A 21,730-nucleotide genomic window follows, 5' to 3' on the forward strand; every position below is an offset into this window, starting at 1 on the left:
GCGTCGTCGGCCGACTGCGGCGCCGTCGTGGCTGGTCGCGCCCGCGCGGCGGAGCCGCACATCGACACAGTCCCGCGCCCCTTCGGGGCGCTGCCCGAACCGTAGCGGACTTCCTCCGACCTGCTTAGTCCGGCCACGTCGCCGAGACACGGGTGACCCGCGGGTCGGTGCGTTCCCGTGTGCCGGACGTCGTCGGCAGCGCGTGGCGGCCGGTCAGCCAGTCCCGGCGCAGCAGCGGCAGGGTGCTCTCCACGTCCCGTACGCCGGTGACCGGCAGCCGCACCTCGAAGCGTGTGCCGGGGCGTCCGTCGGGCCGGTCCAGTACGGTGATCCGGCCCCGGTGCAGGGCGATCTGCTGGGCGACCAGGGTCAGGCCGAGGCCGGAGCCGGGGCTGTCCGGGCCGCGCCGGAAGCGCTGGAAGACCTCCTCGCGGCGCTCGGGTGGGATGCCGGGGCCGTGGTCGTCCACGGTGAGCACGGCGAGCGGCTGCCGCGGATCGCCGTCGCCGGAGTGGCGCAGGGTCACCTCGATGTGGGCCGTGCCGTCGGTGGCGCGGCCGTGGGTCCAGGCGTTGGTCAGCAGGTTGTCCACCGCCGAGCGCAGTCCCTCCTCCCAGCCGTGCACCAGCAGCCCCGGGGTGGTGCGCACGGACACCTCGGCGTCCGGGTGGGTGCGCCGCAGGTCGGAGACGGACGCGTCCAGCACCTCCGTGAGGTCAAGCGACGTGAACGCGTCCGCCTCGACCAGGTCGCCCTGCGCGAGCGCCCTGAGCATCACCAGCAGCCCCAGCAGCCGGGTGTGTTCGCGGCCCAGGTCGTCGAGCACCTCCGCCCGGTCGACGGGGTCCAGGCCGGGGTGGTCGGCGAGGATGTCGATGTTGGTGCGCATGCTCATCAGCGGGGTGCGCAGCTCGTGGGACGCGGTCGCGGCGAACGCGCGGGCGGTGGCGAGCGCCTCCCCGGTGCGTTCGACCTGCTCGTCGTAGCGGGCGAGCACGGTCTGCAGCGTGTACGCCAGGTCGTCGACCTCGCCGATACGGGTCGGCGTGTGCTCCAGGCGTACGGTACTGGTCCGGGGGTCCAGGCCGCTGGTGCGCCGCTGCAGCCGCCGCAGCGGCAGGACCGCCCGTGCCGCGATGGCCCAGGTGGTGGCCCCGGCCAGGGGCGCGGCCACCAGCGCCCCGAACAAGACCCGTTGGCGCACCAGCGCCAGCTCCTCCTCGGCGGTGTCCGGCGAGAACAGCCACAGATTCGGCGTGGTGCCCTCTTTCGCGGCACCGACACGCAGCGACAGGACCAGCCAGTCCGTGTCACCGGAGGTCACGGTGACCGGCTTCGGGGCGTTCTTCGGGGCGTTGCGGGGCAGCGAGGGGAACGGGTCGGGCTGCGGCCCGGCCGAGATCGTGCCCCCGGGCGCGGTCAGCCGGATGCCCACGTCCCGCGCGGAGTTGACCAGCCGCCGCTGCCGGGCCCGCTCCATGACCGGGCGGTCGGTCCCGGCGACCTCGAGGAACGCCTTGGCGTTCTTGGCGACGACCGTGGCGCGAGCGCGCAACTGGGAGTTCTGGTGTGCGCGCAGGTCGTCGCCGACCAGACGCAGCAGCAGCCAGCCGGAGGCCAGCACCAGCAGCGGCACGCTCACGCCGACCGCGAGCGCGATGCGGGTGGACAGCCTCATGGCGCCTCCCCGGACGACGTTTCCCCGGACAGTCCGTCGTTGCCTGCCATGCGCACCCTCTGTTCCGCGGCGGTCGAACGCGTCCGTCCGACGAACAGATCAAAGCATCGACATGGCCCGTGTCTCCACACCGAACCGGCGCGGCACCGGCGACCGCCGCCGCGGTGGCCCCGCCGTCAGGAGCCGAGAGCCCCGGTGAGCGCGTCGGTGAGCGCGTCGGTGAGGGTGGTCGTGGGTCGGCCGATCAGACGGCTCAGATCCGAGGAGTCGGTGAAGAGCTCACCGCGCTTGAGCCCGAGGTCCGAATCGGCGAGCACCCCGGCCAGTTCGGCGGGCAGCCCGGCGTCGAGCAGCGCGCCGCGGAACCGCTCGGCGGGGAGGTCGCTGTAGACCACCTCCTGGCCGGTGGCGGCGGACAGCGCGGTGGCCAGCTCCGTGAGGGAGAAGGCGGTGTCCCCGCCCAGTTCGTACACGGAGCCCGCATGCCCTTCGGCGGTCAGGACGGTGGCCGCGGCCGCCGCGTAGTCGCGTCGCGACGCGGCGCTGACCCGCCCGGCACCGGCACTGCCGGGCACGACTCCGGACCGCAGATAGAGCGGGATCTGGGAGGTGTAGTTCTCCAGGTACCAGCCGTTGCGCAGGACGACCCCGGGCACGCCGCTGTCGCGCAGATACCGCTCGGTCTTCGCATGGGCGTCGGCGAGGATCATGCTCGCGGTGTGCGCGTTGAGCGTGCTGGTGTAGGCGATCAGCTCGGCACCGGCCCGCGCGGCCGCGTCGATGGCGCGGGTGTGGTTGTCGAACCGCTCGCTGACGGTGGTCGTCGACACGAGCAGGACCTTCCGCGCCCCCTTGAACGCCTCGGTGAGGCCGGCGGGGTCGGTGAAGTCGGCCTGCCGCACCTGGACGCCGCGCTCGGCCAGATCGGCCAGCCGGTCGGTGCTCCGCCCGGTGGCGATGATGCCGTGTGCCGCCACTCCGCGGCGCAGCAGGTCCTCCACGACGAGACGGCCGAGCTGGCCGGTGGCTCCGGTAATGGCGATGGACATGTCTGTACTCCTGCTTCCGGTACGTGGTTCACATGGTTCGAAAGGGGGCTCGAGCGCCCCGTCAGAAGTACACCGGAGTGGCTCCCCGTTGGGAAGTGACCACTTTTTGGTATGGTTACTCTCTGATGGAGAGTATGGCCGAGGCGGCGGAGGAGAACACGGGCATGGCGAAAGCACCGCGCACCGACTGGGACCCGTACGCCGGCGGCTGTCCGTCCCGTGAGGTCCTGGACCGCATCGGCGACAAGTGGACCGTCCTCGTCCTCGGTGAACTCGCGGAATCCGGCACCAAGCGGTACACCGCGCTGCGCCGGAAGCTGGACGGGGTGAGCGAGAAGATGCTCACGCAGACGCTGCGCGCGCTGGAGCGGGACGGGCTGATCCGGCGGACCGTCCATCCGGAGATTCCGCCCCGGGTCGAGTACGAGCTCACCGCACTGGGCACCACGCTGCGCGAGCCGTTGGTGGCGTTGACGAACTGGTCGACGCGTCACATGGACGAGGTGCTGGAGGCGCGGGCCGCCTACGACCGGGAGAAGGACGCCGCCGCGGAGGGCTGACCGGGGGCGGCCCCCGTCGGCCCCGCGCGTGCTCACGCCGCGCTCACGTGTGCGGGAACGGCTCGGTCAGCGACGTGAGCACATGGTCGGCCTCGGCGGCACGCAGCTCCTCCGCGGAGTAGTGGCCGCTCGCGACCCCCACCGCCGTCGCGTTCGCCGCGTGCGCGGCCTCGATGTCACGGGGGGTGTCCCCGACCACGTAGACATCGGAGCGGCCCAGATCGTGCCCGTGCAGCCGGGCGGCCTTCGCCATCGCCAGGCGGGTGATCTCCGCCCGGTCCGGGGAGTCCGAGCCGTAGGCGCCGAACACGAAATAGCGGCCCAGCCCGCCCGGTTCCATCTTGATCCGGGCCGCGCCCTCCATCGCGCCGGAGATGAGCCCGAGAATGATCCCCGCGTCCGTGATCCGCCGCAGGGTGTCCTCGACGCCGTCCATGACGCGATACCCCTCCGAGGCCCGGATGTCCTCCGCGAGATGCCACAGATACGCCGCGTACAGACGGGCCATCTCATCGTGACTGGGCTCGCGGCCGAGCACGGCCCGGAACGTCTCCCGGCCGACCTGCGGATCCGTCTCCCCGGCCGAGGTGTGTTTTCCGATATCGGCGGCCACGCCGTGCAACCGGTCGAAGGCCCAGGCCCAACTCCGGGCTCCCGAGCCTCCGGTGTGGACCAGGGTTTCGTCGATGTCGAAGAGCACCGCTATCGGTCCGGCCATCACACGTTCTCCTCCGGTTCCGCCTGCTTCCAGGGTGCGCGGTGGTGCCGGGGGCGGCCAGTTGCGGGGCCGCGGCGTTGGTGGTGCCGTTGAAATGACGGAGGCAGCACCCCCTGGAGGGCCGAGAAGGGGAGCGACCATGGACACCACCGACCGCAGCCTGCGAGCCGATGTGCTCGTGATCGGTTTCGGCAAGGGCGGCAAGACGGTGGCCGCCACGATGGGTGGGCTCGGCAAGCGCGTGGTGCTGGTCGAGCGGTCGGCACGGATGTACGGCGGCACCTGCCCGAACGTCGGCTGTGTGCCGACCAAGGCACTGGTCCACCACTCCCGCAAGCGCCGGCCGGAGGATGTGCCCCAGGAGTGGTACGAGCGCTCCGTCGGCGAGGTGCAGGCGCTGACGAAGCTGTTCCGCGGTGACAACTACGACGGGCTGAACGACATGGACACCGTCTCGGTGATCACCGGGACCGCCGCGTTCACCGATCCGCACACCGTGCGCGTCGAGACCGCCGACGGCCCCCTGACGATCACCGCGGAGACGATCCTCATCAACACCGGATCGGAGCCGATCGTCCTCGACATCCCCGGCCTGCGGACCAGCCAGTACACCGTCACCAGCACCGAACTGATCGACACCACCATCCTCCCGGAACGGCTGGCGATCATCGGCGGCGGCTACCTCGGCCTCGAATTCGCCTCCATCTACGGGCAGTTCGGCTCCGAGGTCACCGTGCTCGAGGCGGCCCCGAAGGTGTTCGGCCTGGTGGACGACGACGTTGCCGCCGTCGCCGAGAACATCCTGGTGGAGGAGCGCATCGAGATCGTCACGGGGGCCGACGTCACGGAGGTCCGCGACGGCGAAACCCACGTGACCGTCGTCTACGAGACGGACGGCCAACAGCACACGCTGGAGGCCGACGCCGTCCTCGCCGCCACCGGCCGCGCACCGGCCACCCGCGATCTGGCGCTGGACGCCGCCGGTGTGCGTACCACCGAGCGCGGCGCGGTCGAGGTCGACGAGCATCTGCGCACCAGCCGGCCGCACATCTTCGCCCTCGGAGATGTCAACGGCGGGCCGCAGTTCACCTATGTCTCCCTCGACGACAGCCGTATCGTCCTCGACCAGCTCCTCGGCGAGGGCAAGCGGTCCACCGACGACCGGGTCGCCATCCCGCACACCGTCTTCATCACCCCGCCGCTGGCCACCGTCGGGCTCACCGAGAAACAGGCCCGCGCGGCCGGGCACCGGGTGAAGGTCGCGAGCCAGCCGGTCGCCGAGATCGTCGCCATGCCGCGTGCGTACATCGTCGAGGACACCCGTGGGGTGATGAAGTTCGTGCTCGACGCCGAGACCGACGAGATCCTGGGCGCCGCCCTGCTCAGCGTGGACGCGCAGGAACTCATCAACACCGTCGCGCTCGCCATGCGCCACGGCATCCGGGCGGCCGAGCTCCGCAACGCCGTCTACACCCACCCCACCTCCACCGAGGCCTTCAACGACGTCCTCGCGACGATCGTCCGATCCGACACCTAGCGACCTGGCGAGGCTCAACAGACATCCATCGAGCGCACGGAGGGCGGCGTCGCCATGACCGACCTGGACACGCTGTCGGTGAACACGATCCGCGGACTGTGCATGGACGCGATCCAGAAGGCGAATTCGGGGCACCCCGGAACGCCCATGGGGATGGCGCCCGTCGCGTACACACTGTGGCAGCGGTTTCTGCGCTTCGATCCCGCCGATCCCATCTGGCCGAACCGCGACCGCTTCGTGCTCTCCGAGGGCCATGCCTCCGCCCTGCTCTGGACGCTGCTGCACCTGACCGGCGTGCGCACGGTCGACCCCGAGTACGAGGTGCTGGGCCGTCCCGCGGTGACCCTCGACGATCTGAAGTCCTTCCGGCAGCTCGACTCGCGCTGCCCCGGCCACCCCGAGTACCGGTGGACGAGCGGCGTCGAGACGACCACCGGCCCGCTCGGCCAGGGCGTCGCCACCTCCGTCGGCATGGCGATCGCCGGTCAGTGGCTGGCGGCGAGGTACAACCGCGACGACTTCACGCTCTTCGACTTCGATGTGTACGCGCTCGCCGGGGACGGCTGCATGATGGAGGGCGTCTCCTCCGAGGCGGCCTCGCTCGCCGGACATCTGCGGCTGTCCAATCTGTGCTGGATCTACGACTCCAACCGGGTCACCATCGAGGGCCACACCGACATCACCTTCACCGAGGACCTCGCCGCGCGCTTCCTGGCCTACGGCTGGAACGTGACCACCGTGGCCGACGCAGGCGACCTGAGCCGGATCGGCCGCGCCTTCCACTCCTTCCGCGCCGAGGCCGCGCGCCCGACCCTGATCCTCGTCCACAGCCACATCGGTTACGGCTCGCCGGTCGAGGACTCACCGAAAGCACACGGGGCGCCGTTCGGGCCGGAGGGGGTCAAAGCCACCAAGCGCGCCCTCGGCCTGCCACCCGACGCCGACTTCCACATCCCCGACGGTGTGCCCGACTGGTTCGCCCGGGGGATCGGCGCGCGCGGTGGCCAGTTGCGCAGCCACTGGGAGAAGACGTTCGACGCCTACCGCGGCGCGTACCCCGAGCTCGCCGACGAGTTGGAGCGGATCCAGCGCCGTGAGCTGCCGGACGGCTGGGAGACCGCGCTGCCCACCTTCCCCGCCGACCCGAAGGGCCTGGCCGGCCGCGACTCCTCGGGGCAGGTGCTGAACGCGGTGGCCAAGGCGGTGCCCTGGGTGCTCGGCGGATCCGCCGACCTGGCGCCGTCGACCAAGACCCGCCTCACCTTCGGCGGTGCGGGCGACTTCCAGCCGTATGACCACGCCGGGCGCAATCTGCACTTCGGCGTCCGGGAACACGCGGCCGCGGCCGTCGCCAATGGAATGGCGCTGACGAAGCTCCGTCCGTACTGGTCCGGGTTCCTGATCTTCTCCGACTACGCCAAGGCGGCCATTCGCCTCTCCGCGCTGATGGAGATCCCCACCGTGCACATCTTCACCCACGACTCCATCGGGGTCGGCGAGGACGGCCCCACCCACCAGCCCGTCGAGCAGCTCGCGGGGCTGCGTGCCACGCCCGGCCTGCTGGTGTTCCGCCCCGCCGACGCGAACGAGGTCGCCGAAACGTGGCGGGTGGTCGCCGGTCTCCGCCGGGCGCCGGCCGCGCTGGTCCTCTCCCGCCAGCCCCTGCCCACCCTCGACCGCGCCCGGCTCGGGGCGGCCACCGGTGTCGCGTGGGGTGCCTACGTCCTGGCGGACGCGGACCGGGGCGAGCCCGAGGTGATCCTGCTCGCCACCGGCTCCGAGGTGGCACTGGCCCTGGCCGCACACGAGGAGCTCACCGCCGAGGGCATCGCGTCCCGGGTGGTGAGCATGCCCTGCTGGGAGCTGTTCGACCGGCAGCCGCGCGAGTACCGCGACCAGGTGCTGCCGCCCGCGGTCACGCGCAGGGTCGCGGTGGAGGAGGCCTCCACGTTCGGCTGGGACCGGTACGTCGGCGCGGACGGGGCCGTCGTCGGAATGCACACCTTCGGCGCCTCCGCACCCCTCAAACAGCTGCTCACGAAGTTCGGATTCACCCCCGAGCGCGTCGCGCAGGTGGCGCGTGAGCTGGTGGCCCCGGGCTGAGCGGGCGATGACGCGACAGGAGAGCACATGGCTACCGACACCCCCATGCAACTCGGCATGATCGGGCTCGGCCGGATGGGCGCGAACCTCGTGCGCCGGCTGATGCGCGACGGCCACCGCTGTGTGGTCTACGACGTCAACGAAAGCGCCGTACAGGAAATGGCGGGCGAGGGCGCGGTCGCCGCCCGCTCGCTCGGCGACCTGGTGGCGAAGCTGGAGCGGCCACGGGCCGCGTGGCTCATGCTGCCCGCCGCCGTCGTACAGCCCACCCTCGACCAGCTCACCGAGCTCCTCGACCCGGACGACGCCGTCATCGACGGTGGCAACTCCTACTACCGCGACGACATCACCCGCGCGGCACAGCTCGCCCCGCACCGCATCCACTACCTGGACTGCGGAACCTCCGGCGGCGTCTGGGGACTTGAGCGCGGCTACTGCCTGATGATCGGCGGTGAGGACGGGCCCGTCGCCCGGCTCGACCCCATCTTCCGCACCATCGCGCCCGGCACCGGCTCCGCCGAGCCGACACCGAGCAGACACGGCGACGGGACCGCGCCCGAGGGCTATCTCCACTGCGGTCCGAGCGGAGCCGGCCACTTCGTGAAGATGGTCCACAACGGGGTCGAGTACGGCATGATGGCCGCGATCGCCGAGGGGCTCAGCATCATCGACCACGCGGACGCCGGACTGCGCAAGCGCGCCGCGGACGCGGAGACCACCCCGCTGCGCGAGCCGGAGGCGTACCAGTACGAGATAGACGTCGGCGAGGTGGCCGAGGTGTGGCGCCGCGGCTCGGTCGTGGGCTCCTGGCTCGTCGACCTCACCGCCGACGCGCTGGCCCGGTCACCGCAGCTGGACGAGTTCACCGGGCGCGTCTCGGACTCCGGCGAAGGGCGCTGGACGGTACGAGCCGCGATCGACGAAGGCGTACCCGCCGCCGTGATCAGCACGGCGCTCACCGACCGCTTCCAGTCCCGGGGCCTCGGCGAGTTCGCCGACCGGGTGCTGTCCGCCATGCGCAGCGAGTTCGGCGGACACGCCGAGAAGAGGAGCGGGCGATGACGGCACCGGACGACCATGTGATCGTGCTCTTCGGCGCCACCGGCGACCTCGCCAAGCGCAAGCTGCTCCCCGGGCTGTTCCACCTCGCCGCCGCGGGACTCCTCCCCGACGGCTACCGCATCGTGGGCTCGGCCCCGACCCGCTCCGCGATGAGCGACGACGCGTTCCGCACCCTCGCCCATGACGCGGTCGCCACCTTCGGACGGTCCAAGCCGACCGGGCCGGGGTGGAAGTCCTTCGAGGAGTCGCTGTCCTTCGGCGCGGCCGACCCCCAGGACCCCGGGGCGCTGCTCGCGGCCGTACGGGCGGCGGAGGACTCCCTCGGCGGGCCGTCCCGCAGACTGTTCCACCTGGCCATTCCGCCCTCGGCGTTCGCGTCCACCATCGGCATGCTCGGCGACACGGGCCTGGCGGCGGAGAACGCGAAGGTGATCGTGGAGAAGCCCTTCGGCACCGATCTGGCGTCGGCGCGGGCGCTCAATGAGACGATCAACACCGTCTTCGACGAATCCCGGGTCTTCCGCATCGATCACTTCCTCGGCAAGGAGTCGGTGGACAACATCCTCGCCCTCCGGTTCGCCAACGGCATGTTCGAGCCCAACTGGAACCGGGACCACATCAGATATGTGCAGATCGATGTACCCGAGACGCTCGGCCTCGAGGGCCGTGCCCACTTCTACGAGGGCACCGGGGCCTTCCGGGACATGATCGTCACCCATCTGATCCAGGTGCTCGGCATCGTGGCGATGGAACCACCGGTCTCGCTCGCCGCCGAGCAGTTGCGCGACGAGAAGGACAAGGTCTTCGAGGCGCTGCGCCCCATTCAGCCCGGGGATGTCGTGCGCGGCCAGTACGAGGGCTACCGCGACGAACCGGGTGTGGCCCCCGATTCGACGACCGAGACGTTCGCCGCGCTGCGGGTGGAGGTGGACAACTGGCGGTGGGCCGGGGTCCCGTTCCATCTGCGCTCCGGCAAGAACCTCGCACAGCGCCGCCAGGTGATCACCCTCGGACTGCGCGAGCCGCCCCTGCGGATGTTCCCCACCGACCCCACCGACCTCGCCGACCAGGAGCGGGACCGAGGTAACAAGATCGTGATCGACTTCGGGGACCCCGGGTGGTTCGCCGCCCGCTTCCTCGTCAAGGAGCCCGGCCCCGCCATGCGGCTCGAACCGGCCACGATGGCCTTCGGCTACGCCGGGTCGTTCTGCGAGGAGAACGGGCTCGAGGGGTACGAACGCCTCATCCTGGACGCCATGCTGGGCGACCAGTCGCTGTTCACCCGGGCAGGCGGCATCGAACACATCTGGGCCGCGTCGACCCCCCTCCTCGAAAACCCCCCGCCGGTCCAGCCCTACGCCCCCGGCTCCTGGGGCCCCGAACCAGCCGTCAGCGAACTGATCGCGCCCTACCCGTGGCATCTGCCGGATGCCGCCGAGATCCTGCCCGGGACGTTCGGGACGCCCGGGAGACCCGGGGCCGGCACATGACCGAGTCTCGCGGTCAGATGCCGGAGACGGTCACCCCTCGCTCGGTGAGGGCCGTGTGCACGGGAAGGGCCGCCCGTAGTACGCCTCCCACGCCAGGCCGGGCCTGACAGCGGTACGGAACTGCGAGCAGCCACTGTTCCGGGCGGGTCAGCCGGGTGCCGAAGAGCCCGTTGGCACGGCGGGGTTTCCGGTCATGTGGCCAGGTCCAGCCATTCCCCGACGGCCAGTATGCGTGCGCGCCGTCCGGCGTGCGTGCGGAGCTCGTGCTCCGGGTCGGAGACCTCGACGTAGCCCGCGATCTTGTCGGGCTGCTCCGTCTCGTAGTGCACCGGTACCGCGTACCGGGCGTCGAGGATCTCCGCGGCCGCGGCGGCCTGCCTGGGGTCCATCGCGGCGGGCAGTGGGCTGGGCGGCTGCAGGTGCGGTGCGTCGACCACCGCGCCGTTGGCGGGCAGGAACGCCGCGTCGAACGGGCTGAACCGGCGTGCGATGAGCCACCAGTAGCCGTGGAACATCGTGTCGCCGCCGTGGAAGACCCGCTGCCCGTCGGCCTGCACCACCCAGTTCAGCTGTGGGTCGCCCAGCCCGTCGACCGAGGGGACCGCGGTGACGCGGAACGGCCCGATGTCGTGGCTGGACCAGGTATCCACGACCTCGGCGGCCAGCCGGTGCAGGGTCAGCTCGCGTTCGGCCGGCAGCGTCGTCACGTTGTCCACGTCGTCGCCGTGACCGGGCGCCGGCCGCAGCACCGGCGCCCCCGGCGTCAGTGTGTCCGCGAGCGCGGACGCGTCGGTGTGGTCCCGGTGCAGGTGGGTGACCAGCGCGGCGGTGGCCTTCCCGCTCGGCGCCGCCAGCCCCACGCCGGGCTTCCACCCCGTGAACAGCGGTGAGAGGTCCCGCACGTAGTCGATCACCAGACGCTGGCCGTCCGCCTCGATCTCCAGTCCGGCCCAGCCCAGTCGTCGCACCCGCATCTCGCACTCCTTCGTTCCGGTGGTTGGTCGCCACGGAATTTAGCGTACGGTCGTTCGTTAAATCAATAGCGAACGTGCGTACGCTATCCTTCTCGCATGTCACCACGACGCTCAGCGGCCGAAGCGTGGGCCACCAGGGGCCGGATCCTCGGCCGTGCCGCCGAGATCGCCTCCGAGGAAGGGCTGGACGGCATCACCATCGGCCGGCTCGCCGAGGAGCTGGAGATGAGCAAGTCCGGGGTGCACAAGCACTTCGGCACCAAGGAGACGCTGCAGATCTCCACGCTGGACAAGGCGTTCGTGGACTTCTGGCACCGGGTGGTCGAGCCCGCACTGGCCGAGCCGCCGGGCCTGCGGCGGCTGCGCGCGGTGTGCGCCAACTCCGTGGGCTACCTGGAGGCGCCACTGCTGCCCGGTGGCTGCCTGATGACCGCGGCGCTCACCGAGTACGACGGCCGCCCCGGCCGGGTCCGCGACGCGGTGGCCGAGGTGTGGTCGCGCTGGCGGGAACAGCTGCGGGCGGACCTGACCGCGGCGGTGGAGGGCGGCGAGCTGCCCGCCGGGTTCGACATCGACCAGGCGCTGTTCGAGATCCTCGCCGCCGGACTGGCGCTGAACGCGGCCATGCAGCTCCAGCACGACCGGGCGGCCGCGGGCCGGGCCCGCCGCGCGATCGAACGGGCCTTGGACCAGTCCTGACCGCACGCCGGACCGGGCGCGCCAAGCGAGAGGGGCCCGTCCGATCGCGAGCGGCCGACCGCGGGGCCTACGGTGAGAAGGGGTTTCGCTGACATCCGGAGGGGCTCGCCGAACGCCCGGTGGGGGCTCGCCGACATCCGGAGGCGTGCCCCGGCGGTGAGTCCCCGTCGGTACGAAGGTCGCCGCGCTGATGGGCGGCCTCGGACGCACCATCAACGGCAGCACCTTCTTCGGCGGCTTCGTCTTCGGGGCGCCGGGCTTCCCGCTGTCCGATGTGCCTCTCCAGACGATCGGAGCCTGTCGTCAGCTGTCCCGGTACGGGGCCAGGAATGGGGTCAGCGCGGACAGCGTCGCGTCCGGGGCCTCCTCGGCGGGGTAGTGGCCGCAGTCGGGAAGGACCACGCTTTCCACATCGTCCGCGGCGAGCCTCATCGTGGCGCCGACCGCCTCGCCCAGGTTCTCCGCTCCCGCGATCGTCAGGACGGGGAGGGTCAGTCGCCGGGTCGTGCGCCGCTGGTTCTGCGCGATGGTGGTGTCGAGGGCGCGGTAGAAGGCGAAGCTGGCGCGCAGGGCGTCCGGGTCGGTGGCGAGGGTGTCGACGTAGTGCCGGACGGCGTGGTCGGGCAGTGGCCTCGCGGCCTTGGTGGCGAATTGATGGCCGAAGTAGAGGTGTTCCCGTCCGCTGACCAACCGCTCGTTGAGGTCGGTGAGGCGGTTGAAGGCGAAGTGCCAGAGGCGGTCGTTGGCCTCGCCGCTGCCGAAGAGCGGTGGTGCGGGGGACAGGCCCGGGATGGCGGCCTCGGCGACGGCCAGCCGGTCGAGCCGGTCCGGGTGATCGGCGGCCAGGGCGTAGCCGGTCCACATCCCGATGTCATGGCCGACCATGGCGAACCGCCGATGCCCGAGCGCCTCCATCAGCGTCACCATGTCGGTGGCGAGTGTGCCGGTGTCGTACCCGTCCAGGGGTTTGCCGGACAGCCCGACCCCGCGCGGATCGGCCGCCACGACATGGAAGTCCCGGGCCAGCGCCGGCATCAGCAGGCGCCAGGCGTACCACGTCTGCGGCCAGCCGCACAGGAGCAGCAGCGCGGGCCCCTCACCGCCGGTGACGGCGTGCAGCCGCAGCTCTCCGGTGTCCACGTAGTGGCTGGTGAAGGTGTCGGTGAAGCCGTCCGGGAGGCCCGGCACATGGGCGGCGGAACCGGGGCCTCGGGGCGCGGGCGGGGACGCTGAGGAGGAAGTCATACCGTCACGCTAGCCATCTTGGACCAATCGTTCAAACATGATGTGACCGATCGGTCCAAGATGTAGGTAGCATCACACCGGAGTCGTGAAACAGGAGGTGGGCCGCGTGGCGGGCCGGAAGCAGTTCGATGTCGGGACGGCCCTCGATCAGGCCATGCACGTGTTCTGGCAGCGCGGATACGCGGACGCCTCGCTCGATGCGCTCGGCTCCGCCACCGGCCTCGGACGCGGCTCCCTCTACGGCGCCTTCGGCAGCAAGGACCGGCTGTTCCGCCAGTGCCTCGACCGCTATGCGGCGGTCTACGGCGCCCGGTACGAGCAGGCGCTCGCCGCGCACCCCGGTGATCCGGTGCGTGCGGTGGAGGCGTTCTTCGACGTCATCCTCGCCCGCATCGCCGACCCGGAGACCCCGACCGGGTGCCTCATCGCGCAGTCCGCCACGCAGTCACCGACGCTCCAGGAGGAGAACGCCGCCAAGGTGCGCGATCTGCTCGACCTCCAGCGCCGACGGGTGCGTGAGGCGCTGGCGGGCGCCTCGGCCGAGCCCCGGGCGCTCGACGAGCTCGCCACGTACGTCGTCGCCGTCAACCAGTCGCTGGCCGTACTGAGCCGGGCCGGTGCGCCGGACGCTGAGCTGCGCTCCGTGGTCCGGCTCGCGTGCGCCACGGTGGCGGACACCCTCGCCCGGCCGGCCTCCGAGGGTGCCGCACACCGCTAGCGCGGCCCCCGTGCCCACTGGCCGGAACACGCGGTCCGCTACGCCGCGATGACGGCCGCCGTGGTGCGACCGCCGTCGACGTCCAGCACGATGCCGTGGACGAACGCGGCCTCGTCGCCCGCGAGATAGACCGCCGCGTGCGCGATGGCCTCCGGACTGCCGACGCCCCCGGCCGGGGTGCCGTTCATCATGGCCTCGCCCGGGTGCGCCTCGCCGGGTACGGGCGTGTGGACCACTCCCGGAGAGATCGCGTTCACCCGCACACCGCGCGGGCCGAACTCGGCGGCCCAGGCCCGCGTCAGGGTCTCCATCGCGCCCTTGCTGGAGCTGTAGAGCGCGCCCATCGGAATGCCCAGCCGGGCGATCCACGACCCCAGGTTGATGATCGCCCCGCCACCGGCCTCGGCCATCGCCGGAGCGACCGCGGCGGTCAGGAAGAACGGCGCCTTCACATTCACCGCGTAGACCTGGTCGAAGGACTTCTCGTCGGTGTCCGCGGTGCTGTCGCCGGGGTAGATCCCGGCGTTGTTGACCAGGACGTCGATGCCTCCACCCAGAACGGACCCCGCCTCCTCGGCCAGGGCGCGGGAGGCCTCCGCGGTTCCGTCCAGATCCGCCTGTACGAAGTCGGCCCGGCCGCCCCTCGCGCGGATGGCGTCGACCACCTCCGTACCCCGCTCGGCGCTGCGGCCGGACACCACCACATGCGCGCCCTCGGCGGCGAACCGCTCGGCGATCGCCCGCCCGATGTTGCTGGTGGCACCGGTCACCAGCGCCCTCTTGTCCTGCAGCCGTCCACTCATCACGCACTCCCGCACGCTCGTTCACCGCACCATGGATGCCCCGCGATTCCGCCGGGGCCATGCCACTGTGCGAAGAAAAAAATGGACTTGCAAGTCCAGTATCCGGGGTCGCTCGGGCCGCCGCGGTGCGCTCATCCGTGGCCGCTCAGGCCGCCGCGGCGCGCCGCAGATCCCCGATTCCCTGATCGAGCGCGGCCCGCAGGTGGTCGGCTCGGCCGGTCGACTGGAGAATCAGCACACCGCCCTGGATGCCCGCCAGCAGGGCGGCCGCGCGGTGCTCGACATCCAGCTCGGCGGGCAGCTGCCCGCTCGTCTGCAGGGCCCGGATGCCGGTGGCCAGGCTCTCCTGCCACTGCCGCATCAACGTCACCACGACATCCCGGGCGCCCGGGGTGGAGCGGCCCAGATGGAGGACCAGCGAGCCCAGCGGGCACTCCTCGCCCTGCTCCGCGTAGCGCTTGACCACCTGATCGCGCCACCGCTGCCATGCCTCCCAGGAGTCCAGGCAGCCCAGATACGGCTGCTGGTCCTCGATGACCTGGTCGGCCTCGTGGTGCGCGACCGCCAGCAGCAACTCGTCCTTCCCTTCGGGGAAGTAGTGGAACAACTGGCTCTTGCTGGTGCGGGTGCGCGCCATGACGTCGTCGAGCGTGGCCACCGACACGTCCTTCTCGCGCAGCACCGCGGCCGCGCCCTCGATGATCCGGTTCCGGGTGGCCTTCCCCTTCGCCGTCAGCTCCTTGTGCATGGCACCCCTCTGGACTGGACTGGCTGGTCCAGTCTAGCCCGGGGGCATCGGCCGAGGCCGTCAGCCGGGGTCGTCGGCCAGCTCGGCCGCTTCCTGCCGCAGGGCGTGCACCACCGCGTTCGCCGACGCGGTGGCGGGGCCCGGCGCGGGTACGAGGCTGACGCGTCGCCACTCCTCCGCCACGCCCTCGACGGCGACGATACGCACACCGGGCGGGACGGCGGGAAGCAGCGCCGGCGGGGCCGTGGTGATACCCGCCCCGGCCGCCACCAGGTGCAGCTTCGTCAGCCAGTCGCGGACGGTGTGGCGCACCCGGGGCCGTCCCGGCAGCCCCGGCCAGACGCCGAGCAGTGGCTCGTCCGCGGCGGCCGGGCTGGCGATCCACGGCTCGCCCGCGATCTCCTCGGCCGTGACGCTGTCGCGTCCGGCGAACCGGCCGCCCGCCGCCACCGCCACGGCCAGCCGGGTCTCGAACAGCGGCTCCACGCGCAGCGGCGGGGCGTCGGCGTCGGGGGAGCGGTGGGGTGGCCTGGAGGTCAGCAGGGCGATATCGAGGGTGCCGGTGCGCAACGCCCGCACCAGCGACGGGGTGGCGCCCTCCCGTGTGCTCACCCGGATCCGGGGGTGTTCCCGGCGCAGGTTGGCCAGCGCGCGGGACACGATCACCGCTCCGGCGGTGGGGAAGAAGCCGAGCCGGACCGGGACGTTCTCCGCCTCGCCCCCGCGCAGCTCCCGGTCGGCCGCGTCGAGCGCGTCCAGCGCGACCACGGCGTGCCGCAGCAGGGCGCGCCCCTCGGTGGTCAGCCGCACACCGCCGGGGTGGCGGTCGAAGAGCCGGGCACCGGCCGCCTGCTCCAGCGCGGCCACCTGCCGGGAGACGGCCGACTGGGTGTACCCGAGCGCCTCCGCCGCGGCGGTGATCGTGCCCCGCTCCGCCACCTCGCGCAGCACCCGCAGCCCGGCCAGGGTCATGTCCATGTGCGCACGTCCATGCGCAGACAGCATACCGGCCATGCAGGACATTCGTTGGCGGAATGTCGTGGGCGTTCCTAGCGTGGTGAACACACCACAGCAGAACGGAAACGACACACCATGCCTCTGGTCAACATCTACCTGCGCGAGGGCACCACCCCGGAGTACCGCCGGAATGTCTCGCTGGGCATCCACCGGTCCATGGTGGACGTCCTGAAGGTGCCGCAGGACGATCAGTTCCACCTCATCCACGAGCTCAAGCCCGAGAACGTCCAGACGCAGCCGGTGTTCTTCGGCATCCGCCGCGGCGACCGCACGATGTTCATCCAGCTCTTCTTCAACGACCGCGACCCCCAGCAGAAGGCGGAGCTGTTCGCGGCCATCCGCGGGAATCTCCGGCTGTACGCGGACGTCCCCGAGGAGGACATCCTCCTGTGCGCGGTCGAGACGAACAGCGAGAACTGGTGGGCGGCCGGGCGGACCGTCAACCCCAGGACGGGCTACGACGAGCGCATGGACATCGATTGACTATCGATGGAAATCGTTCGGGGCGCGCCTCATCCGTGGTCGGCCAGCGCCGCGTTGAGCTGGACGACGTTCACCCGCCGCTCGCCCAGGAAGCCGAGGACACGGTCCTGGACATGGGCGGTGACCAGCGCGCGCACGATTGCCGGCCGCAGACCGCGGGCCTTGGCCACCCGGTTCACCTGCTCGTAGGCGTACGCCGCGGAGATGTGCGGATCCAGGCCGGAGCCGGAGGCGGTGACCGCGTCCGCGGGGACGTCCCCGGGGGCGACACCGTCGAACCGCGCGACCGCGGCACGCCGCGCCTCGACCGTCCGCACCAGGACCGGGTTGTTGGGGCCGAGGTTGGAGGCGCCGGAGGCCAGCGGGTCGTATCCGCCGGCGGACGGGCGGGGCTGGAACCACGCGGGATCGGGCCGGGGCGCCCGGCCGGAGCCCCCGGGGCGTTCCCCGGGCAGGGCGAAGTTCTGGCCGAGGAGGGTGGAGCCCATGACCGTACCGTGCCGGGTGATCCGTGAGCCGTTGGCCTGGTACGGGAAGGCGCCCTGGGCCACGCCGGTGACGGCCAGCGGATAGAGGCCGCCGGTGACGAGCGTGAACACGACCAGGATCCGCAGGGCGGTCAGGTGGTTGCGGACCACGAGGGGAAGCGACTTGGTCATGGAGGCGCCTTCTGCCAGACCGTCCTGGCGGGTCGTCGGTCAGCGCAGTCCGGGGACGAACTGGACGACCAGATCGACGAGTTTGATGCCGAGGAAGGGCAGTACGAGCCCGCCGAGGCCGTAGACCCGGATATTGCGGCCGAGCAGGTCCGCCGCCGAGGAGGGCCGGTAGCGGACACCGCGCAGGGCGAGCGGGATCAGTGCGACGATGATGAGCGCGTTGAAGATGATCGCGGAGGCGATGGCCGAGGTCGGGCTGTGCAGCCGCATGACATTGAGCTTCTCCAGGCCCGGATGGACCACGGCGAACATCGCGGGGATGATGGCGAAGTACTTCGCCACGTCGTTGGCGATGGAGAACGTGGTCAGCGCACCGCGGGTGATGAGCAGCTGTTTGCCGATCTCCACGATCTCGATCAGCTTGGTGGGGTTGGAGTCCAGGTCGACCATGTTCCCGGCCTCCTTGGCGGCCGAGGTGCCGGTGTTCATGGCGACGCCGACGTCCGCCTGGGCCAGCGCGGGGGCGTCGTTGGTGCCGTCGCCGGTCATCGCCACCAGCTTGCCGCCCGCCTGCTCGCGCCGGATGAGCGCCATCTTGTCCTCGGGCGCGGCCTCCGCCAGGAAGTCGTCCACCCCGGCCTCGTCCGCGATGGCCCGCGCGGTCAGCGGATTGTCGCCGGTGATCATGATCGTGCGGATGCCCATCCGCCGCAGCTCCTCGAACCGCTCCCGCATGCCGTGCTTGACCACGTCCTTGAGGTGGATGACCCCGAGCACCCGGGCGACCCCCCGCTGCTGGTCGCCATTGTGTTCGGCGACCACCAGCGGGGTGCCGCCCTCCTGGGAGATCCGGTCCACGACCGCCTGGACATCGGCACCGGACCGCCCCCCGTGGCCGGCCACCCACTCGGCGACGGCCGAGGCGGCGCCCTTGCGCACCTGACGGCCGCCGATGTTCACCCCGCTCATCCGGGTCTGGGCGGTGAAGGGCACGAACCGGGCCTCGCCCAGCTCGCCCTCGTCCCGCGCCCGCAGCCCGTACGTCTCCTTCGCCAGGACCACCACCGAACGGCCCTCCGGCGTCTCATCGGCGAGCGACGACAACTGGGCGGCGTCCGCGAGCTCTTCGACCGCCGTACCGCCCACGGGCAGGAACTCGGCGGCCTGGCGGTTGCCGAAGGTGATGGTGCCGGTCTTGTCCAGCAGCAGCGTGTTGACGTCCCCGGCGGCCTCGACGGCGCGGCCGGACAGGGCGAGGACATTGCGCTGGACGAGGCGGTCCATACCGGCGATGCCGATCGCGGACAGCAGCGCGCCGATGGTGGTGGGGATGAGCGCGACCACCAGCGCGACGAGGACCACGATGGACTGCTCGGCCCGGGCGTAGATCGCGAACGGCTGAAGGGTGACCACGACGAGCAGGAAGATGATGGTGAGCGAGGCGAGCAGGATGTTCAGCGCGATCTCGTTCGGCGTCTTCTGCCGTGCCGCGCCCTCCACCAGCGCGATCATCCGGTCGATGAACGTTTCCCCCGGCCTGGAGGTGATCTTCACGACGATCCGGTCCGACAGCACCTTCGTACCGCCCGTGACCGCCGAGCGGTCGCCGCCGGACTCGCGGATGACCGGCGCCGACTCGCCGGTGATCGCCGACTCGTCGACCGAGGCCACGCCCTCGACCACATCCCCGTCCCCCGGGATGACCTGCCCCGCCTCGACCACCACCCGGTCGCCCAGCCGCAGCTCGGCAGCGGGCACCTCCTCCTCCGCCACCTCCGCCGCCCCCGGCCGCCAGTCCACGAGCCGGCGGGCGACCGTGGCCGTCTTCGTCCGCCGCAGCGTCTCCGCCTGGGCCTTGCCCCGCCCCTCGGCGACGGCCTCCGAGAGGGTGGCGAAGAGCACGGTCAGCCAGAGCCAGACGGTGATGACCCAGGCGAAGACACTGGGGCCGCGGCAGGCGAACGCGGTGGTGAGGAGCGCGCCGACCTCCACCACGAACATCACCGGGTTTCTGATCATGCCTCGCGGATCCAGCTTCCTGGCGGCGTCGGGGAGGGAGGCGATCAGCTGCCCGGGGTCGAGCAGACCGCCGGAGACGGGACGGGACGGTGCGGACATCACTGGAGCCCTTCCGCGAGCGGTCCCAGCGAGAGAGCGGGGAAGTAGGTGAGGCCGACGACGATGAGGACCACGGCGGTGAGCAGACCGACGAACTGTGGCCGGTGGGTGGGCAGGGTCCCGGCCGTGACCGGCACCGGGGCCTGCCCGGCGAGCGACCCGGCCAGCGCCAGGACGAACACCATCGGCAGGAACCGCCCGAAGAGCATGGCCAGGCCGAGCACGGTGTTGTACCAGGCGGTGTCGACGGAGAGCCCGGCGAAGGCGGAGCCGTTGTTGTTGCCCGCCGAGGTGAAGGCGTACAGCACCTCGGAGAAGCCGTGCGGCCCGGGATTGAGCATCCCGGCGCGTTCCCCCGGCCGCGCCATCGCGAGACCCGCGCCGGCCAGCACCACCGCCGGGGTGGTCAGGATGTACAGGGAGGCGAACTTCATCTCCCGCCCGCGCAGCTTCTTGCCCAGGTACTCGGGGGTGCGCCCGACCATCAGCCCGGCCACGAAGACCGCGATGACCGCGAGGACGAGCATGCCGTAGAGGCCGGATCCGGTGCCGCCGGGCGCGATTTCGCCCAGCATCATGTTGAAGATCGTCATCCCGCCGCCGAACGGCGAGTACGAGTCATGGGCGGAGTCGATCGCGCCGGTCGAGGTGAGGGTGGTGGCGGCGGCGAAGAGAGCCGAGGCCCAGACGCCGAGCCGCTGCTCCTTGCCCTCCGCCATGCCGCCCGCCGCGTGGCCCGCCCGGCTGCTGACGCTGTGCAGTTCGTTGACGGTGACGATGGCGACCGAGGCGGCCCAGATCAGCGCCATGACCGCCACGATCGCGTACCCCTGCCGGTGGTCGCCGGCCATCCGGCCGAAGGTGCGCGGCAGCGCGAAGGCGATCGCCAGCAGCAGATAGATCTCCAGCCAGTTGGTGAAGGCGTTGGGGTTCTCGAAGGGATGGCTGGAGTTGGCGTTGTAGAAGCCGCCGCCGTTGGTGCCCAGCTCCTTGATGGCCTCCTGGGAGGCCACCGGGCCTCCGATGACGCTCTGGTGGTCCCCGGCGATGGTCGGGACCGTCTCCACCCCGTGGAAGTTCTGGATCACACCGCCCGCCACCAGCACGATCGCGAAGACGAACGCGAGCGGGAGGAGGACCCGCAGCACGATCCGCGTCAGATCCACCCAGAAGTTGCCGACCCGGTCGGTCCCGGTGCGGGTGAAGCCGCGGATCAGGGCGGCGACGACGGCGATGCCCACCGCCGCCGAGACGAAGTTCTGCACCGCGAGCCCGGCCATCTGCACCAGATGGCCCAGGGTCGACTCGCCGGAGTACGACTGCCAGTTGGTGTTGGTGACGAAGGAGGCGGCCGTGTTGAAGGACTGGTCCGCGGGCATCGGCGGTCTGCCGAGCGACAGCGGCAGGCAGCTCTGCAGCCGCAGGAATCCATACAGGAAGAGCACCGATACCGCGGAGAACGCGAGCACCCCGCGCAGATAGGCGCTCCACCGCTGATCGGCGTCCCCGTCCACCCCCGCCAGCCGGTAGACCAGCCGCTCGGCGCGCAGATGCCGGGGCGTGGTGAGGACGTGGGCGATCGCGTCGCCCAGCGGCCGGTAGGTGAGGGCCAGCGCCGCCACCAGCGCCACGATCTGGAGCCAGCCCGCGAGGGTGCCGCTCACTAGAACTTCTCCGGGAAGATCAGGGCCAGCACCAGATAGCCGAGCAGGACGGCGGCCACGATCAGCCCGACGAGGTTGTCGGCGCTCACAGCCGCTCGGCGCCTCTCGCGACGGCGCCGATGACGGCGAACACGGCGACGGTCAGGACGATGAACACCACATCTGACATACGGACACCACCCCGGCGGCTCGGGTCGTAAGGGCCGTGACCGTTCACCACCTCGGCCACCGACGACCCTTGTTAGCGCGCCCCCGGCGCCCCGCCCGAGACGTCGGCGGTGTCCGCGCGCAAATCAGGCCGATGGAGTGAACGGGCGGAGGGGGGGCGGTAGCGCCCCCCCACCCCCGGGGCGTGGGGTGTGTGGTATAAACATATGTCGCGGGCGACGATATTTTTTGTGTTTT

Annotated in this window: 21 protein-coding genes; 8 read left to right on the top strand and 13 right to left on the bottom strand. The window is 71.4% G+C overall.

Going from position 1 to position 21,730, the window contains the following annotated elements; translation table 11 throughout:
• Positions 1-124: 124 nt before the first annotated feature.
• On the bottom strand, positions 125-1,678 hold the full coding sequence (locus tag ACFXB5_RS22330) for a sensor histidine kinase (protein ID WP_385210578.1): 1,554 nt from the start codon (positions 1,676-1,678) through the stop codon (positions 125-127).
• Positions 1,679-1,854: 176 nt separating this feature from the next.
• The gene (locus tag ACFXB5_RS22335) at positions 1,855-2,727 is read right to left on the bottom strand and encodes an SDR family oxidoreductase (RefSeq protein WP_385210580.1); all 873 of its coding nucleotides are present in this window, start codon (positions 2,725-2,727) and stop codon (positions 1,855-1,857) included.
• A 125-nt stretch (positions 2,728-2,852) separates the two neighbouring features.
• Here ACFXB5_RS22335 and ACFXB5_RS22340 point away from each other — a divergent pair, with 125 nt between their 5' ends.
• A complete protein-coding gene (locus ACFXB5_RS22340) occupies positions 2,853-3,287 on the top strand; it encodes a winged helix-turn-helix transcriptional regulator (protein ID WP_385210583.1) in 435 nt (144 codons plus the stop codon).
• 43 nt (positions 3,288-3,330) lie between these two features.
• Here ACFXB5_RS22340 and ACFXB5_RS22345 read toward each other — a convergent pair whose 3' ends face one another.
• Positions 3,331-4,005 carry an HAD family hydrolase gene (locus ACFXB5_RS22345; RefSeq protein ID WP_385210585.1) on the bottom strand — a complete coding sequence of 225 codons (675 nt, stop codon included), beginning with the start codon at positions 4,003-4,005 and terminating at the stop codon, positions 3,331-3,333.
• Positions 4,006-4,144: 139 nt separating this feature from the next.
• Here ACFXB5_RS22345 and ACFXB5_RS22350 point away from each other — a divergent pair, with 139 nt between their 5' ends.
• From ACFXB5_RS22350 to zwf, 4 genes are read left to right on the top strand one after another with little or no spacing between them, the layout of a single operon-like run.
• The gene (locus ACFXB5_RS22350) at positions 4,145-5,542 is read left to right on the top strand and encodes an FAD-dependent oxidoreductase (protein WP_385210587.1); all 1,398 of its coding nucleotides are present in this window, start codon (positions 4,145-4,147) and stop codon (positions 5,540-5,542) included.
• A 54-nt stretch (positions 5,543-5,596) separates the two neighbouring features.
• A complete protein-coding gene (tkt, locus tag ACFXB5_RS22355) occupies positions 5,597-7,645 on the top strand; it encodes a transketolase (RefSeq protein WP_385210590.1) in 2,049 nt (682 codons plus the stop codon).
• A gap of 27 nt (positions 7,646-7,672) precedes the next feature.
• Positions 7,673-8,707 (top strand): phosphogluconate dehydrogenase (NAD(+)-dependent, decarboxylating), encoded by a 1,035-nt coding sequence (gene gnd / locus ACFXB5_RS22360; protein WP_385210592.1) that lies wholly within the window; start codon positions 7,673-7,675, stop codon positions 8,705-8,707.
• Complete coding sequence (zwf, locus tag ACFXB5_RS22365; RefSeq protein ID WP_385210594.1) at positions 8,704-10,197, top strand: glucose-6-phosphate dehydrogenase; 1,494 nt, start codon at positions 8,704-8,706, stop codon at positions 10,195-10,197. Before gnd ends, zwf begins: the two co-directional genes overlap by 4 nt.
• Before the next feature lie 191 nt (positions 10,198-10,388).
• Here the strand turns inward: zwf and ACFXB5_RS22370 are convergent, their stop codons facing one another.
• Complete coding sequence (locus tag ACFXB5_RS22370; RefSeq protein ID WP_385210595.1) at positions 10,389-11,171, bottom strand: MBL fold metallo-hydrolase; 783 nt, start codon at positions 11,169-11,171, stop codon at positions 10,389-10,391.
• 96 nt (positions 11,172-11,267) lie between these two features.
• On the opposite strand from ACFXB5_RS22370, the gene ACFXB5_RS22375 reads away from it, so the two are divergent.
• Positions 11,268-11,870, top strand: coding sequence for a TetR/AcrR family transcriptional regulator (locus ACFXB5_RS22375; protein ID WP_385210598.1), 603 nt, complete (start codon positions 11,268-11,270; stop codon positions 11,868-11,870).
• 303 nt (positions 11,871-12,173) lie between these two features.
• Here the strand turns inward: ACFXB5_RS22375 and ACFXB5_RS22380 are convergent, their stop codons facing one another.
• Positions 12,174-13,115: an alpha/beta fold hydrolase gene (locus ACFXB5_RS22380; RefSeq protein ID WP_385210601.1), complete on the bottom strand. Its 942-nt coding sequence runs from the start codon at positions 13,113-13,115 to the stop codon at positions 12,174-12,176.
• Between the two features lie 106 nt (positions 13,116-13,221).
• On the opposite strand from ACFXB5_RS22380, the gene ACFXB5_RS22385 reads away from it, so the two are divergent.
• Positions 13,222-13,833 (top strand): TetR/AcrR family transcriptional regulator, encoded by a 612-nt coding sequence (locus ACFXB5_RS22385; RefSeq protein WP_385210631.1) that lies wholly within the window; start codon positions 13,222-13,224, stop codon positions 13,831-13,833.
• 38 nt (positions 13,834-13,871) lie between these two features.
• Here the strand turns inward: ACFXB5_RS22385 and ACFXB5_RS22390 are convergent, their stop codons facing one another.
• From ACFXB5_RS22390 to ACFXB5_RS22400, 3 genes are all read right to left on the bottom strand, one after another.
• Positions 13,872-14,636 (bottom strand): SDR family NAD(P)-dependent oxidoreductase, encoded by a 765-nt coding sequence (locus ACFXB5_RS22390; protein WP_385210604.1) that lies wholly within the window; start codon positions 14,634-14,636, stop codon positions 13,872-13,874.
• A gap of 145 nt (positions 14,637-14,781) precedes the next feature.
• Positions 14,782-15,384, bottom strand: a complete 603-nt coding sequence (locus ACFXB5_RS22395) for a TetR/AcrR family transcriptional regulator (RefSeq protein WP_385210607.1) — start codon at positions 15,382-15,384, stop codon at positions 14,782-14,784.
• 60 nt (positions 15,385-15,444) lie between these two features.
• Positions 15,445-16,362: a LysR family transcriptional regulator gene (locus ACFXB5_RS22400; RefSeq protein ID WP_385210609.1), complete on the bottom strand. Its 918-nt coding sequence runs from the start codon at positions 16,360-16,362 to the stop codon at positions 15,445-15,447.
• Positions 16,363-16,476: 114 nt separating this feature from the next.
• On the opposite strand from ACFXB5_RS22400, the gene ACFXB5_RS22405 reads away from it, so the two are divergent.
• Positions 16,477-16,884, top strand: a complete 408-nt coding sequence (locus tag ACFXB5_RS22405) for a tautomerase family protein (RefSeq protein ID WP_385210612.1) — start codon at positions 16,477-16,479, stop codon at positions 16,882-16,884.
• 29 nt (positions 16,885-16,913) lie between these two features.
• On the opposite strand, the gene kdpC is transcribed toward ACFXB5_RS22405, so the two are convergent.
• From kdpC to ACFXB5_RS22430, 5 genes are read right to left on the bottom strand one after another with little or no spacing between them, the layout of a single operon-like run.
• A complete protein-coding gene (kdpC, locus tag ACFXB5_RS22410) occupies positions 16,914-17,543 on the bottom strand; it encodes a potassium-transporting ATPase subunit KdpC (RefSeq protein WP_385210614.1) in 630 nt (209 codons plus the stop codon).
• A gap of 39 nt (positions 17,544-17,582) precedes the next feature.
• On the bottom strand, positions 17,583-19,661 hold the full coding sequence (gene kdpB, locus ACFXB5_RS22415) for a potassium-transporting ATPase subunit KdpB (RefSeq protein ID WP_385210616.1): 2,079 nt from the start codon (positions 19,659-19,661) through the stop codon (positions 17,583-17,585).
• Entirely contained in the window at positions 19,661-21,325 is a 1,665-nt protein-coding gene (gene kdpA, locus ACFXB5_RS22420) for a potassium-transporting ATPase subunit KdpA (RefSeq protein ID WP_385210618.1), read from the bottom strand. The genes kdpB and kdpA overlap by 1 nt, the downstream gene beginning before the upstream one ends.
• The gene (gene kdpF / locus ACFXB5_RS22425) at positions 21,325-21,414 is read right to left on the bottom strand and encodes a K(+)-transporting ATPase subunit F (RefSeq protein ID WP_385210621.1); all 90 of its coding nucleotides are present in this window, start codon (positions 21,412-21,414) and stop codon (positions 21,325-21,327) included. Before kdpF ends, kdpA begins: the two co-directional genes overlap by 1 nt.
• On the bottom strand, positions 21,411-21,554 hold the full coding sequence (locus tag ACFXB5_RS22430; RefSeq protein ID WP_201854400.1) for a hypothetical protein: 144 nt from the start codon (positions 21,552-21,554) through the stop codon (positions 21,411-21,413). Before ACFXB5_RS22430 ends, kdpF begins: the two co-directional genes overlap by 4 nt.
• Positions 21,555-21,730: the final 176 nt, after the last annotated feature.

Source organism: Streptomyces sp. NPDC059455 (assembly GCF_042750115.1).
Lineage (GTDB): Bacteria > Actinomycetota > Actinomycetes > Streptomycetales > Streptomycetaceae > Streptomyces > Streptomyces endocoffeicus.